Annotated in this window: 18 protein-coding genes; 4 read left to right on the top strand and 14 right to left on the bottom strand. The window is 69.8% G+C overall.

Features of this window, described 5'->3' with window-relative positions:
• Positions 1 to 8: 8 nt before the first annotated feature.
• On the bottom strand, positions 9 to 2,153 hold the full coding sequence (locus AC1DWC_RS19340; RefSeq protein WP_477910606.1) for a phosphocholine-specific phospholipase C: 2,145 nt from the start codon (positions 2,151 to 2,153) through the stop codon (positions 9 to 11).
• 356 nt (positions 2,154 to 2,509) lie between these two features.
• Between AC1DWC_RS19340 and AC1DWC_RS19335 the strand changes: the two genes are divergently transcribed.
• A complete protein-coding gene (locus AC1DWC_RS19335; protein ID WP_477910604.1) occupies positions 2,510 to 2,809 on the top strand; it encodes a PASTA domain-containing protein in 300 nt (99 codons plus the stop codon).
• Between the two features lie 88 nt (positions 2,810 to 2,897).
• Here the strand turns inward: AC1DWC_RS19335 and AC1DWC_RS19330 are convergent, their stop codons facing one another.
• The 11 genes from AC1DWC_RS19330 to hypA all read right to left on the bottom strand — a co-directional run bounded on the left by AC1DWC_RS19330 (position 2,898) and on the right by hypA (position 11,561).
• Positions 2,898 to 3,155 carry a HypC/HybG/HupF family hydrogenase formation chaperone gene (locus AC1DWC_RS19330; protein WP_477910603.1) on the bottom strand — a complete coding sequence of 86 codons (258 nt, stop codon included), beginning with the start codon at positions 3,153 to 3,155 and terminating at the stop codon, positions 2,898 to 2,900.
• Positions 3,156 to 3,158: 3 nt separating this feature from the next.
• The gene (locus AC1DWC_RS19325) at positions 3,159 to 3,689 is read right to left on the bottom strand and encodes a hydrogenase maturation protease (RefSeq protein WP_477910602.1); all 531 of its coding nucleotides are present in this window, start codon (positions 3,687 to 3,689) and stop codon (positions 3,159 to 3,161) included.
• A 28-nt stretch (positions 3,690 to 3,717) separates the two neighbouring features.
• Positions 3,718 to 3,837, bottom strand: coding sequence for a DUF6893 family small protein (locus AC1DWC_RS19320; RefSeq protein WP_092776013.1), 120 nt, complete (start codon positions 3,835 to 3,837; stop codon positions 3,718 to 3,720).
• On the bottom strand, positions 3,825 to 5,189 hold the full coding sequence (locus tag AC1DWC_RS19315; protein ID WP_477910600.1) for a hypothetical protein: 1,365 nt from the start codon (positions 5,187 to 5,189) through the stop codon (positions 3,825 to 3,827). Before AC1DWC_RS19315 ends, AC1DWC_RS19320 begins: the two co-directional genes overlap by 13 nt.
• Positions 5,186 to 5,827 carry a DUF6084 family protein gene (locus AC1DWC_RS19310; protein WP_477910598.1) on the bottom strand — a complete coding sequence of 214 codons (642 nt, stop codon included), beginning with the start codon at positions 5,825 to 5,827 and terminating at the stop codon, positions 5,186 to 5,188. The genes AC1DWC_RS19315 and AC1DWC_RS19310 overlap by 4 nt, the downstream gene beginning before the upstream one ends.
• Entirely contained in the window at positions 5,824 to 6,456 is a 633-nt protein-coding gene (locus tag AC1DWC_RS19305) for a DUF5947 family protein (RefSeq protein ID WP_477910596.1), read from the bottom strand. The genes AC1DWC_RS19310 and AC1DWC_RS19305 overlap by 4 nt, the downstream gene beginning before the upstream one ends.
• Positions 6,457 to 7,407 (bottom strand): NifU family protein, encoded by a 951-nt coding sequence (locus AC1DWC_RS19300; protein WP_477910594.1) that lies wholly within the window; start codon positions 7,405 to 7,407, stop codon positions 6,457 to 6,459.
• Positions 7,404 to 9,200, bottom strand: a complete 1,797-nt coding sequence (locus AC1DWC_RS19295; RefSeq protein ID WP_477910592.1) for a nickel-dependent hydrogenase large subunit — start codon at positions 9,198 to 9,200, stop codon at positions 7,404 to 7,406. Before AC1DWC_RS19295 ends, AC1DWC_RS19300 begins: the two co-directional genes overlap by 4 nt.
• Positions 9,201 to 9,224: 24 nt before the next feature.
• Positions 9,225 to 10,280, bottom strand: a complete 1,056-nt coding sequence (locus AC1DWC_RS19290) for an NADH-quinone oxidoreductase subunit B family protein (RefSeq protein WP_477910590.1) — start codon at positions 10,278 to 10,280, stop codon at positions 9,225 to 9,227.
• 135 nt (positions 10,281 to 10,415) lie between these two features.
• Complete coding sequence (gene hypB / locus AC1DWC_RS19285) at positions 10,416 to 11,228, bottom strand: hydrogenase nickel incorporation protein HypB (RefSeq protein ID WP_477910588.1); 813 nt, start codon at positions 11,226 to 11,228, stop codon at positions 10,416 to 10,418.
• A gap of 3 nt (positions 11,229 to 11,231) precedes the next feature.
• Positions 11,232 to 11,561, bottom strand: a complete 330-nt coding sequence (gene hypA, locus AC1DWC_RS19280) for a hydrogenase maturation nickel metallochaperone HypA (protein ID WP_072845277.1) — start codon at positions 11,559 to 11,561, stop codon at positions 11,232 to 11,234.
• Between the two features lie 194 nt (positions 11,562 to 11,755).
• Here hypA and AC1DWC_RS19275 point away from each other — a divergent pair, with 194 nt between their 5' ends.
• Positions 11,756 to 12,310, top strand: a complete 555-nt coding sequence (locus tag AC1DWC_RS19275; protein WP_477910585.1) for a hypothetical protein — start codon at positions 11,756 to 11,758, stop codon at positions 12,308 to 12,310.
• Between the two features lie 28 nt (positions 12,311 to 12,338).
• Here the strand turns inward: AC1DWC_RS19275 and AC1DWC_RS19270 are convergent, their stop codons facing one another.
• Positions 12,339 to 12,665 carry a pentapeptide repeat-containing protein gene (locus tag AC1DWC_RS19270; RefSeq protein ID WP_477910583.1) on the bottom strand — a complete coding sequence of 109 codons (327 nt, stop codon included), beginning with the start codon at positions 12,663 to 12,665 and terminating at the stop codon, positions 12,339 to 12,341.
• Here AC1DWC_RS19270 and AC1DWC_RS19265 point away from each other — a divergent pair.
• Both AC1DWC_RS19265 and AC1DWC_RS19260 read left to right on the top strand, forming a co-directional pair.
• The gene (locus AC1DWC_RS19265) at positions 12,654 to 13,061 is read left to right on the top strand and encodes a hypothetical protein (protein ID WP_477910703.1); all 408 of its coding nucleotides are present in this window, start codon (positions 12,654 to 12,656) and stop codon (positions 13,059 to 13,061) included. The genes AC1DWC_RS19270 and AC1DWC_RS19265 overlap by 12 nt on opposite strands.
• Before the next feature lie 84 nt (positions 13,062 to 13,145).
• On the top strand, positions 13,146 to 13,301 hold the full coding sequence (locus AC1DWC_RS19260; RefSeq protein WP_477910581.1) for a hypothetical protein: 156 nt from the start codon (positions 13,146 to 13,148) through the stop codon (positions 13,299 to 13,301).
• 155 nt (positions 13,302 to 13,456) lie between these two features.
• Here AC1DWC_RS19260 and AC1DWC_RS19255 read toward each other — a convergent pair.
• Positions 13,457 to 13,584: Rho termination factor N-terminal domain-containing protein (locus AC1DWC_RS19255; RefSeq protein ID WP_477910697.1), on the bottom strand; the 128-nt coding region annotated here is incomplete at its 5' end.

Raw genomic sequence — 13,584 nt, 5'->3', positions numbered from 1 at the left:
TCGTCACCTCACACCGGCTGACTGACGCTGCCCCGTCCGTTCTCGACGTGTCCGACGAGGCGGTGCCGGAAGTCCGGGTCCTCGTCGACGGTCACGGTGGCCTCGTACCAGCCGTCCACCGACCGCACCGTCCACGATTCGCTGCCGCCTGCCGCGAGTCGACGGCGCTGGCCGTCGAGCACGACGGTCAGCTCGCGCTCCCCTGGGTTCTTCACGGTCAGGTCGAGCGCCCCCGCCGCCGCGTCGACCCCGGTGGACAGTGCGAGTGCGGCCGCCGCACCGTCGGTCGACCCGGCGAATTCGCGCCGGAAGCCGTTGGGACCGAGCAGGGTCAGGTCGTAGCGCGGCCCGGGGATGGCGACGGTGTCGTCGGCCGCGCCGAGGACGTCGTAGTGCCGCGGCGCGTCGAACTCGCCCGCGTAGGGGTACAGGGCCAGGTGCGCTGACGCGTCACCGGTATTGACCAGACGCACCGTCAGGGCACGGGCACCGGGGTCCACGGTCGCGTACGCGTCGGGCTGGTACGGCAGCGCCCGCGCGGGCCGGGTGCCGCTCTCCTGCAACGGCATCCGCTGCTCGGCCGGCGGCGTCGGCGTCCACCTCGGCTCCAGCGGCGGTGTGGGCCGCGGGCGGGCGACGTTCGGCCGGCTGCGCGGGTTGGCGAAGTCGAAGGCCGAGGTCAGGTCCCCGCTGACAGTCCGTCGCCACGGGTCGATCTCCGGTTGGGTGATCCCGAACCGCTTCTCCAGGAACTGGTTCACCGACGTGTGGTCGAACACCTGCGAGCACACGAACCCGCCCACGGTCCAGGGCGAGATGATCGTCATCGGCACCCGGGGACCGAGACCGAGGGGTTGACCGGCCACCCACTCCGAGCCGACCGAGAGCGGCGGACGCGGCGGCGGCACGTGGTCGAAGTAGCCGTCGTTCTCGTCGAAGTTGACGATCACGGCCGTCTTCGCCCAGAGGGCCGGGTCGGACGCGATCGCGTCGAGCACCTGGTACAGCAGGGTGGCGCTCGCCGCCGGCGACGATCCGGACGGATGCTCCGAGTCGACCTCGGACGGAACCAGGTAACTGACCTGCGGCAGCCTGCCCGACTCGACGTCCCTGCGGAACTCGGCGGCCAGCGTGCCCGGACGCGACCGGTGCAGCCCGCGGTCGTAGAGCTGCCGGTCGGCGGGGGAAAGCCCGTTCACCGCGACCTCGAGTGCCCCCAACGCCACGTCCTGGGCCGCGGGCGGCAACTCGGGCAGCGCGAGGTAGAGCCCGGCCAGGGTCTGCAGCTCGTACGGAACCAGGCCGGGGTTCCCGAGCAGGTGGGCACCCACCTTCTTGAAGGTGGTGAAGTACTCGAGGTTGTTGTCTCCGAAGTTGTCCCACTCCTGGTACGTCTTCCAGGTGACGCCGGCGGCCTGCAGCCGCTCCGGAACGGTCGTCCACCCGTAGCCGGCGTGCCAGGGGTTGTAGGCGGCGTTGGTGACGGCGCGCCCCTCGGGGCCCGGCGCGCCCGCCGACCCACTCGAACCCAACTCCTCCGTCGAACCCAACGGATTCGGGCCGGCGGGTTCGAATCCGGTGTACCCGGACACCCAGTAGTTGCGGTTGGGGCTGGTCGAGGTCGGCACCGAGCAGTGGTAGGCGTCGCAGATGGTGAACGCGTCCGCGAGCTCGTAGTGGAACGGGATGTCCTGGCGGTCGTAGTAGGCCATCGTCGTGCCGGTCTTCGCCGCGATCCAGCCGTCGTGCCAGCCGTCCGCGAGGGCCTGGTGTCCGCCCTCCCAGCTGTGGTCGAGGCCGGTGACGTTCTGGGTGTCCATCCCCTGCGCGGCGGCGGAGTCCCGAATCGGGAACGGGAGCACCGGACCGTTCGCACCGGGTTGCTCGAAAACTGTGGCCCCGCCCCGCAACCGCAACGCGTTGGGGTCACCGAACCCCCGCACGCCGCGCAGCGATCCGTAGTAGTGGTCGAACGACCGGTTCTCCTGCATGAGCAGGACGACGTGCTCGATCGAGTCGAGCCCACCGGCGGGTACCGGCGCGGCCAGCGCCCGCTGCAGCGACGGCGGCAGCAGCGAGGCGGCGGCGACGGCGCCGGCCGCACCGGCGACGGCGGTCAGAAACCCCCGTCGGGAGAGAGAATTCCGGGTCACATGAGCTCCACTGTCGAACGGATCGGTACGAGTACGGGAGACTGTAGACCGATCGTCCAGTTGGCAGGCCAAGTCCGAAGATGACGGGTGCGACACTCCTGTCGTTCACATGGCCGACAGCGTTGCGAGGCCTACCGGGGATCCGTGGCGCGCACTGCTAGACAACGGGTATGAAGCGGATAGTCGTGACGTTGGCGGTTGTGGGCCTGGCTGTATTGGGATGTTCATCGGAGGACGAGGCGGGGACTGCCGAAGCGAGGCCGCCGGCCGTCACACCTGCGGTGAGCCCGACGTCGGTGTCGGCACGTCCGACCACGTCGGAGCCAATCGTTGCTCCTCCGGTGCCGACCCGTGCGGTGGCCGAACCGATCTCGGTTGCACCGCCCGCAGCAGCGCCGCCCGCGGCGGCCGCACCGGAGGCAGTGCCCGCCACCATGCCGAACGTCGTATGCATGAATCTGCAGGCAGCACAGGATCGCATCCAGGCGGAAGGTGTCTTCTTCTCTCGGAGCGTCGACGCGACGGGTGCGGGCCGCCGACAGGTCCTCGACTCGAACTGGGTCGTGGTTGGGCAGACCCCGCTGCCTGGTACGCCCGTCGGTGAAGCCGAGGCCGTACTGTCCGCCGTGAAGATCGGCGAGCCGGGCCCCTGCTGATCGCGGGTGCCGCGCCTGACCGGTCTCCGACACGGTGACAAACCCGTATGGTCGGAGCCCGGTTGGCGCGCACTGCTGGAGCGGGCCTTCAGCGGTCCGGAGCGGTTTCCTCCCGGGGTCGGCCCATAAGTTCGAGCCCGGCCATCGCCTGCTCGGCCCCCGCCGCGTCGGTCTTGTCCACCGCCATACCCATGTGGATGATGACCCAGTCGCCCGGCCCGCACGAGTTCTCCGGCAGCATCCCCACGTTGACCTTGCGCTCCTCCCCGGCGACGTCGACCAGCGCCAGCTGGTTTCCGTAGCCGTCGAGCATCCGAACCACCCGCCCCGGGATTCCCAGGCACATCGGTCAGCCCTCCTCTCCCGGTGCCAACGCACCGTCCGGCACGGTCCTCAGCTGCGCCAGCACGTCGAGCACCGCCGTCACCGCGCCGTCCACCGCGGACTCGACCTCCGGGGAGAGCCCGATGCCCTCCTCGACCGTCCGGACCTCGCAGCCGACGACAATCGTGTGTGGCGCCGTGCCGCCGAGCGCGTCCAGGCCGGCGAAGACCGAGCCCGGGTCCATGCCGTGGGCGTCGAGTCCGCCGCCGGTTCCGAACGAGTCCACGTCGGCCTCGAACACCCGGATCGCGCCCGGCGCACCGCGATCCGGCAGGGCGTCGACCAGGACCAGCGTCTCCCAGCCGTCCAGCAGGTCGTAGGCGAGGTGCATTCCCCGGATCCCGTAGTCGACCAGGCGGGCGCCCGCCGGCCCGGCCGACGGTCCGCCGTCGCGGTCCGCGGCGGCCAACCGCCGCAGCACTTCCGGGCCGAAACCGTCGTCGCCGAGAAAGATGTTGCCGATGCCGGCGACCAGCACCCGGTTCAACCCGGCCATCACGGCTCCGGGGTCGTCCGGCGGCGGCTCACATCTGCCGCATCCGTAGGTACCGCCTGACGTCGGGGATCGAACGGACGCCGACGACGACGCCCACGACGATCAGGACCGCGACCAACACGGTGGCGATCTGCCCTACTGTCTCCATGGCTGACCCTCCTCTCTGCCCGGCGCTGGTTCACCCAGCGGTTCCAGCTCGTCCGGCGCGAAGTAGAGATAACGCCCGTACCAGTCGTGCAGCTCGGCGGCCGGGTCGTCGTCGACGGTCACCCCGACGTGCGTGTTGCCGTCCACGTCGGAGTGCACGGACGCGACGGTGGCCTTGCGGCCGGCGAAGAAGAGGTCCTGGGCGTCGGCCCGCCGGGACGGGTGCAGGCGGACGGCGCTGCCCTTCGCCACCCGGACCCCGTTCACCAGCACCGCATCCACGTCCGGCCGCACGCTGGTGTCGGCCTCGGGGTCCCACCACGGAACGCCCTCGGGCAGTTCGGGAATCAGGCCCGGCTCGGCGCGTGGGTCCCGCAGGATGCCGTGCAGCTGTCCCAACGCCTCCGGGGTCATGGCGTCGCAGCGGTCGACGAGCCGCGCGGCGAGCGGATCGGTGGCCCGGGCCTGCGCCTTCTCCTCGTCGGTCATCGTCATCACCCGCAGGGTCAGGATCTCGTCGATCTCGGTGGAGTCGAACAGCGCGCCCTCGCTCTCCTGCGCCACCTCCGGGTAGTCGTACAGGATGATCGGCGAGATCAGCACGGTGTCGCGCGTCCCGGGTTCCCCGGCCAGCACCGGGAAACACCGCCGGTGGGTGCATCGCGCGGCCGCGGCCGCCGCCTCGGCCGGCGGTTCGAGGAGCGAGACGAAGGAGCCGCCGGCGACGGTGGCGACCACGTGCGCACCGATCAGCGAGCGGGCGATCGCGTCCTCCTTGTCGGTGGTCCCCGAGCCGGTGTTGCGCACCTCGACGCCTAGCCGGGCGAGGCCGTCGTCGTCGGTGCGGCTCAGCGTCACCTCCGCCGCCAGCGGCTGCCGGGTTCGCACGATCCGTCCCGGCCCGGCCAGCTCCTCGACGTCGACGCCCCCGTCGACCGCGACCGGGATGGTGCGCGGCGCCACGAGTTCCGGCACCCGGACCGGGGCGAACGCGACCTCCCGCTCCACCGCCTCGTCCCAGCTGAGCTGGCGTTGCGCACCCGCGGCGAGTTCGGCGACCGTCCGCCAGCCGCCGCCCTCGACGGGCTCCTGCACGTGGCGCGTCTGCAGCTGCAGGAAGCGCAGCACGAGGGTGACCCCCTCGTCCTCGCCGCCTTCCGTCAGCAACTGGGCCGAGAGTGCCGGCTCCTCCCCGACGCCGGCCGCGGCCGCGCCGGGCGGCCCCAGCACGCCGAACTGCCAGCGGGACTGGTTCTTCCGCGAGCTCCCGCGGTAGGGGTAGAGCAGGTAGCCCTCGTACAGGACCGCGTCGGCGACGGCGCGGACCCGGGGGCTGATGTCGGCGGCGGTCACGGGATCTCCTCCCGCGCCTGTGCGAGCAGCCCGGCGACCGCGTCGTCGAAGCCGGTCAGGCCGCGGGCAGACTTGTAGGCGGCCAACGCCTCGACGGTGTCCCGGCCGAGCCGCACCCAGCCGGTGTTCGGGAAGTGTGCGCGGATCAGGTCCCGCCACACGGTCACCGGCAGGTCGTAGTGGTCCTCGCGGTCCCACGGGATCTGCTGCACGCCGAACCCGTTGGTGCCCCGGAGGAACATCGTGCCGCTGAACAGGAAGGTGAGCGGCACGGTCCCCTCGCGCAGGGCGTGCAGGTACTTCGAGGCCGCCACCTCGAAGTCGTAGGTGCACGGCAGCGCCAGGTCCACCTCGGTGGTTCCCGTGAAGCCGGGCACAACGGCGGAGCACTGCAGCCACAGGAACGACCGCAGGGTCGAGTCCCACCGTTCCCGCGGACCGAAGAGGTCGAGCAGGCCCGCGGCCTCGTCGTCGGTGTACGCCCGGCGGTGCGGCTCGATCCGGACCTGGCTGCGCAGGGCCATCGCGTGGACGGGCTCGTCGCCGGTCGCCGTGACGCCGACGCGGGCGGTCAGGATCGGGGCCACCGCGTACGGCTCGACGGCGACGTCGCGGACGGCGAAGGAGACCTCGCTCATGGCGCGCCGCCGCCGCAGTGTGCCGCGACGTCCGCGAAGAAGTCGTCGACGAACCGGCGGGCCTCCTGGCCGCCGTCGAAGCCCCGCCACAGCAGGCGCAGCTGGCCGACCAGTTCGTAGCAGGCGTCGATCGGGACCAGGAAGCACGTCGCGTCGCCGGATCCGTGCTCCGGCATCCGGACCAGCAGCGCCTCGACGTCGTCGGCCAGCACGCCCAGAACCGGGTTGTCCGCGCACACCGCGCCCCAGGCCTCCAGTGGAAGCTCCGACTCGGTGGCCCCGGCCGGGCCCGGGTAGAAGGCGAGCGTCCGGCCGAGCGCCGAGTTCCGGAACAGGAAGGCCAGTCCCACCGGGATCTCGAGTTCCTCCCACCGGCCCCGCCCCAGCGCGAGTCCCGGGAGCGCGAGGTAGCGGTCCGGGACGGCGCGGTACCGCAGTTCGGCGCCGGGGTCGGCGAAGAGCAGGTAGCAGCCGCGGCAGACGCACATCAGGGATCGGGCCGTCGTGTCCACCACGTGCTGGTGCCGGTCGAGGATGGGTTCGGCGCACATCTCGCAGCGCTCCCCGGCGGGACGCGGGTCGGGCCGGGTCGCCGTGATGCGCGCCAGCACGGAGTACGGGTCGCTCACCTATCCCACCCCCGCGGCCTCGGCGGGCACGGCCACGGACCGGACGCCGTCGCGCACCAGCAGCGGGAGCGGGTCCAGGTGCACCGTGTCGTCGTCGAGCCCGACCCCCGCGTGGACCGCGTCGAAGTGCGCGTGGCAGGTCGGGCAGCGCAGCACCGCGTCGCCGGCGGGGTAGCCGGCCCGGCGGGCCAGCACCGCCCCGGCGAGCGTGTGGGTGCAGCAGGGGCAGCGGTCCCGGTAGGCCAGCAGGTCGTCGGCGACCCGGCAGACCAGGATCGGCAGGTCGGCCACCACGAAGCCGCCCACCTCCCCGTCGCGGAGCTGCTCGACTTCGGGTACCGCGCACCAGGTTCCGCCGGGGCCGCCGCGGTGCACCCGGGAGAACAGCGAGTCCGCGGGAATCAGCCCGGCCTCCGGCTCCGGGGCCGCGGCGACCACCTCGATGGTCGCGATCTCGGGCGCGGCCGCGCGGACTGCGGTCTCGACGGCCAGCTCGAGCGTCACCGCCGAGGACGGACAGCTCTTGCAGCTGCCCGTCAGCTGCAGCCGCACCACCCCGTCCGCACCGGCGGAACCCGGCGGAAAGCTCACGCCGAGCAGCTCCACGTCCCCGCCGTGCGAACCCAGGTAGGGCCGCACGCCGTCGAGCGCGACGCGCACCCGGGTCTCGGCGTCGTGCGGGTGCAGCCCGTGGACCAGCAGCAGGCTCGCCACCAGGTCGTCGCCGGCGMGCCGCGCCACCGCGCCGCCGTCGAGTTCGCCGACGATCCGCAGGATCCGCGCCAGCCCGGCCCCGTACAGGTCCGCCACCTCGCGCACCAGCTGCTCGGCGCGGTCGCGGGCGGCCGCGCCGCCSMCCGAGCTGGCCTCGAGCAGCGTCTCGATGCGGTCGCCCGCGCTGCGCCAGTACGCGTCGTCGTCCGCCGGGTGGCCGTTCACCTGACCGGTCACTCTCCGGTCATGGACTGCGTCGGCGAGTGCAGCTTCTCCAGCGTCTTGCCGTTGCCGAGGTACATGTGCACGCCGCAGGGCAGGCAGGGGTCGAAGCTGCGGACGGTCCGCATGATGTCGATCCCCTTGAAGTGCTCGCGGTCGTTCTCCTCGAAGATCGGCTGGCCCTGCACGGCGTCCTCATACGGCCCGGGGGTGCCGAGGCTGTCACGGGGGCTGGCGTTCCACGGCGTCGGCGGGTACGGGTGGTAGTTCGCGATCTTGCCGTCCCGGATCACCATGTGGTGCGAGAGCACCCCGCGAACCGCCTCGGTGAAACCGCAGCCGATGCCCTCGTCGGGAACGTCGAACTTCTCCCAGGTCTTGGTGCGCCCGGCCCGGATCTCCTCGAGGGCCTTCTCCGCGAAGTGGAGCGCGCAGGCCGCCGCATAGGCCTGGAAGTAGGTGCGGGCCCGGTTGCGTTCGATGGTGTTGCTGCCGAACTCCGGGATGTGCCACTCGAGGGTGACCGGGCCCTTGAGCGCGGTCTTCGGGAGGTTGATCTGCACGCTGCGGCCGGTCGACTTCACGTACCCGACGTCGACGAGCCCTGCCAGCGCCGTCGACCACAGGCGGGCCAGCGGTCCACCGCCGGTGTCCAGCGCGAGGTGGTCGGTGCCGTCGAACCACCTGGGCGACATCACCCAGCTGTACTTGTCCTCGAGGTCGCGTTTCTGCGGCTGCGGGTTGGTGTGCTGGTTCCAGGGGTGCCGCCGGTCGACGGGGTTGCCCAGCGGGTCCCGGGCCACGAACGTCTCCTGGTCGGTCCAGTCGTCGTAGTACGAGGAACCGAGGAGAATCCGGATCCCGAGGTTGATCTCCACCAGGTCGGTGGTGACCAGCTTGCCGTCGACGACGACCCCGGGGGTGACGAACATCTTACGGCCCCAGTTGGTCATGTCCTTGTACTCGAAGTTGCAGTGCTCGGGGTCCTGGAACGAGCCCCAGCAGCCGAGCAGCGTCCGGCGCAGGCCCACCTTCTCGTACCCCGGCAGCGCCTCGTAGAAGAAGTCGAACAGGTCGTCGTGCATCGGCACGACCTTCTTCATGAACTCGACGTACCGCATCAGCCGGGTCAGGTAGTCGGTCATCAGCTGGACCGTCGCGACCGTCCCCACCCCGCCGGGGTAGAGCGTCGACGGGTGCACGTGCCGGCCCTCCATCAGGCAGAACATCTCCCGCGTCGACCGGCTGACCTGCAGTGCCTCCCGGTAGAACTCGCCGGTGAACGGGTTCAGCGACCGCATGATGTCGGCGATCGTCCGGTACCCGTGCTCGCCCGACCGCGGGGCCGCGGTGTTCTCGGCCTTCGCCAGCACCCCCGGGTTGGTCTCGGCGACCATCTTCTCGCAGTAGTCCACGCCGACCAGGTTCTCCTGGAAGATGTTGTGGTCGAACATGTACTCGGCGGCCTCGCCGAGATTGACGATCCATTCCCCGAGGTGCGGGGGCTTGACCCCGTAGGCCATGTTCTGCGTGTAGCACGAGCAGGTCGCGTGGTTGTCGCCGCAGATCCCGCAGATCCGGCTGGTGATGAAGTGCGCGTCCCGTGGGTCCTTCCCCTTCATGAACAGCGAGTACCCGCGGAAGATGGACGAGGTGCTGTGGCACTCGGCCACCTCGCGGTTCTCGAAGTCGATCTTGGTGTAGATGCCGAGGCTGCCGACGATGCGGGTGATCGGATCCCAGGCCATCTCCACGAGGCCGCCGGGGTCCGTCTGCTTGTGCGACGGCTCGGGGATGATCTGTGTCATCGGTCTACCTCTCGAGAGGTCGGTCTACCAGGTACGTACGGCTCCCGTTTCGAGCGTCGAGCCCGGGGTGCGCCACCGCGGCTCGTGTTCGAGCGTGCGACCGGTGACGTTGCGCAGGCGCCGGATGACCGACCCGTACATCCCGGAGGCCGTGCTCGAGACCAGGCCGCCGGGCGGCTCGTCCATGAACGGCATGAACTTGTCCGGGAATCCGGGCATGGTGCAGCCGATGCAGATGCCGCCGACGTTCGGGCATCCGCCGAGCCCGTTCATCCAGCCACGCTTGGGCACGTTGCACTTGACCACCGGACCCCAGCAGCCCAGTTTCACAAGGCATTTCGGAGATCCGTACTCGGTCGCGAACTCGCCCTGCTCGTAGTAGCCGCCGCGGTCGCAGCCCTCGTGCACGGTGGCGCCGAACAGCCACTGGGGACGCAACGCCTCGTCGAGCGGGATCATCGGGGCCTGGTCGGTGGCCATGTACAGCAGGTACGTCAGTGTCTCCGACAGGTTGTCCGGCTGGATCGGGCAGCCCGGCACGCACACGATCGGGATTCCCGCCTTGGACTTCCAGTCCCAGCCGAGGTAGTCGGGCACACCCATGGCGCCGGTCGGGTTGCCCGCCATCGCGTGGATTCCGCCGTAGGTCGCGCAGGTCCCGGCGGCGACGATCGCCGTCGCCTTCGGGGCCAGGCGGTCGAGCCACTCGCTGGTCGTCACGGGCTGACCGGTCGCAGGGTCGTTGCCGAATCCGCACCAGTACCCCTCGTCGTGCAGCTTCTCGTTGGGGATCGACCCCTCCACCACCAGCACGAACGGCTCGAGTTCGCCGCGGTCGGCCTTCCAGAACCACTCCAGGAAGTCGTCGGCGCCGCCGGCGGGTCCGCACTCGAAGTCGATCAGCGGCCAGTGCACGGCCACCTTGGGCAGGCCCGGCAGTGCGCCGAGCGCGATCTCCTCCACGCTGGGCTGGGTGGCGGCGGTCAGTGCCACCGAGTCACCGTCACAACTGAGTCCCGCGTTGATCCACAGCACGTGGATCAGTGTTTCTTCGGCTTTGACTGCCGCCTCTGTAGGCATCAGTGCCGCTCTCCGGGGCAGGGCAGCGCCCCTACGTCACCGGAGTCGACCCTCGGCCCACTTGTGTGACGCTCCTCACGGTTTACACCCGCGGAAAGGGCACTGTCAACGGCGACGAGGCCCTCCGCGGCACCGCTACTGCTCGTTTATCCATGTGTACCAGTCGATTACGCCGTCGCCGCGAGTTGCCGACGTGGACAGGATCCGGACGTCCGGATTGACCGAACGCGCGTACCGGGCGCACTCGTCGAGGTCGAAGTCGACGTACGGCAGCAGGTCGGTCTTGTTGACGATCACCAGGCCGGCGGCGGCGAACATGTGCGGGTACTTGAGCGGCTTGTCGGAGCCCTCGGTCACCGAGATCACCACCACCTTGCTGCGCTCGCCGAGGTCGAACAGGGCGGGGCACACGAGGTTGCCGACGTTCTCGACGAACAGCAGCGACCCGGCCGGCGGGTCCAGCGTCTCCAGCGCCCGCCGCACCATCTCGGCGTCGAGGTGGCAGCCCGCGCCGGTGTTGACCTGCACCACCGAGCAGCCGGCGGCCTTGATCCGTTCGGCGTCGAGCAAGGTCTCCTGGTCGCCCTCGATCACGGCGATGGGCCGCTGCCCGCCCAGTTCCCGGATGGTCCGTTCGAGCAGGGTCGTCTTGCCCGCCCCGGGCGAGCTGGTCATGTTGAACGCGAGGATGTCGCGCTCGGCCAGCCACGCGCGGTTGGACGCCGCCAGCAGGTCGTTCTTGGCCAGCACCTTCTGTTCGAGCGTGATCGTCTCGACGGGAGGCGAGTGTGGATGCTCGTGGTCGTGCTCATGTCCGTGGTCGTGCTCATGTCCGTGGTCGTGGTCGTGCTCATGTGGGTGTGGGTGCTCGTGCGGGTGGGCGGGCGCGTGGCCGGGCACCGTGACCAGCGCCCCCGTGTGGTCGTCGCATCCGCATGTTGCGCACATGGCTCAGCTCACTTCCATCGACATGATCCGCAGTTCCCGGCCGGCCAGAATCTCCACGTCCGCACTCCCGCATGGGCACAGCAGGATCAGGTCGCGCAGTTCGAACTCCGACCCGCACGAGTGGCAGCGCGCCAGTCCCGGCGGCTGGTCGATGTCGAGCCGGGCGTTCTCCATCACGGTGCCCTCGGTGACCAGTTCGAAACAGAACTGCATCGAGTCCGGGACCACGGCGCACAGGGCGCCGACCTGCACGCTCACCCGGCGCACCCGGCGGCCGGCCGCACGCTCGCACACGGCATCGACGATGCTCTGGGTGATCGACATCTCGTGCATCACGTTTCCGCTTTGCGCTCGGCGAACCCCAACCCTAGGACCGCCACCCGGTAGGCACAACACCCCGACGTCGCCGGGCACGGACCAACCCTGCCGAATTCACTGCGCGGCAGACGATCTGGAAAGGCGCTGTCCGCGGGTACGCTGACACCTGCAGCAGGGTCGGGGCAGATCCCATCGCCGGAGGTCACACCATGCGCAATCCAGGGGTTCGTCGTTCCGTCGCGAGGGCCCTCGCGTCCGTGGCCATCCTGGCCTTGCCACTGGGCTCGGTGGCCACCGCGACGGCGAACCCGCCACCTTCCCCGGCGACGACCACCGTGTTTCAGGTACCGGTGACGTTCGTCTCGTCGTGCAACACGGTGGGGTTCCAATGCTGGGTGCCGTACCGGCTGGCAGCCGTGACGCCGTCGGCGACTACCGGGGCACCCGGCGCGGTGACCTTCACTGCGGATCCTCCGACGACCAGGGGAATCCCCGACTGCATCGACGTGTCCGTGAACTGGCGCAGTCTGACCACAGGAGCCGCCGGCGCCACCGTGCTCCGCGCCGTGACGCCCGTCGACTTCCGCCGGACCATCGCACCGGAGGACTTGTGCCGCTACGCCCCCGCGACGGTGGCAACCGGCAGCGGCACCATCGCCGCAACCGCCGACGTCAACGCGTCCGCCCACATCGTCCCGCCCTGGAGCGGTGTCTGGCCTCAGGTGCCGGTCGGCCCGGGGTTCGGAGTCTTCCAGGTCCCCTAGTCGCGGACCAGTTGCCAGCGACCGAGCATCAGGCTGCGGCCGCGGCGATCGACACAAGTTCGGCCGTGTCGATGATCTTCTCGCGGCCCCGGTCAGCGCTTCGAACGACGCCTCGTTGAACCACATCCCTGGCGAACGCAGCCCGGACGAACCCGGCCTCCCCGGTGAACGACGCCTTGTCGAACGAGGCTTCCCCTGCGAACTCAGCCTCGTCGAACAAGGCGTACCCCGTGACCGCCGCTCGATCGAACCAGGCGTCCCCGCCGAATGTAGCGGAAGGTGCGCTACGAGCTACGGATTCGTCAAGTTTGATCCCGAACGCAGGCGGTGACGACGAGGCGGTTTGAAAGAGCATCAGAAGTGGAACACACCAGACATGAGAAACCTGGCGGTACTGCCCCTCGCCGCGGTCGGCGTGTTCGCCTTTGCCGCATGCGGCTCCGACGACGATACAAGCGATACTCCTGACGGCATGGCCAGTGTCCTCACAACAGTGGACACCGCAATCGAAGAAGCAAAGCTCATGGCGTTTGTCGCGGCATTCCGCACCGGCTATTCGGAACTGGCAGAAGGCCGAAGTGACGAGGACATCGAAAGGATTGTCACCAGCTCCTGCAGCCAACTCGCGGCGGGAGCAGACAAGGAGACCGTAACCGTGGAGATCGAGATCCTGGCCGCGAACGATGGCACCAAACCGTCTTCGGACCAGGCCGACAGCATCTACAACCTCGTCGCCCCTGCCTGCCCCTGACCACCATGTGTCAGGGCCGTGCGACGTGTCGAATGACGCGCGAGCACCCGACTCACGTGTCGAACCTCTCGGATGGGATACGCCATGATTGTGCTCGGACTGGTCCTGCTGCTCATCGGATTCCTCACTGGGATCTCGATCCTGTGGACCATCGGAATAATTCTGATCGTGGTCGGCGGGATTCTCTGGATCCTGGGTTCGGCTGGTCGCCCGGTGGGTGGCCGGGCTCACTGGTATTGAGCTCGCCCGCGAACAGAGAGAATCAACTGCGCACGGTGGGTTTCGAACTCCGGATACTTGCGCCGGCGCTTGCGGCCTCGGTAGCAACCGGCAGGGGCCAAGGTCATCGACTACCGGTGCCAGCGCGCGCAGCCGCAGTTCGCGTGCAGCCGCAGCTAGTGATTGCGTAATGCGTCGACAAGTTCCTTCTTCGTCAATTTCGAGTAGCCCGAGAGACCAACCTCCTTGGCGCGCTGCTTCAGCTCTGGGACAGTGCGGTCCTCGTAATCCGTCGCTGCCCCGC

Source organism: Rhodococcus sp. P4_C10 (genome assembly GCF_056402135.1).
This window is presented reverse-complemented; position numbering and strand designations above follow the sequence as displayed.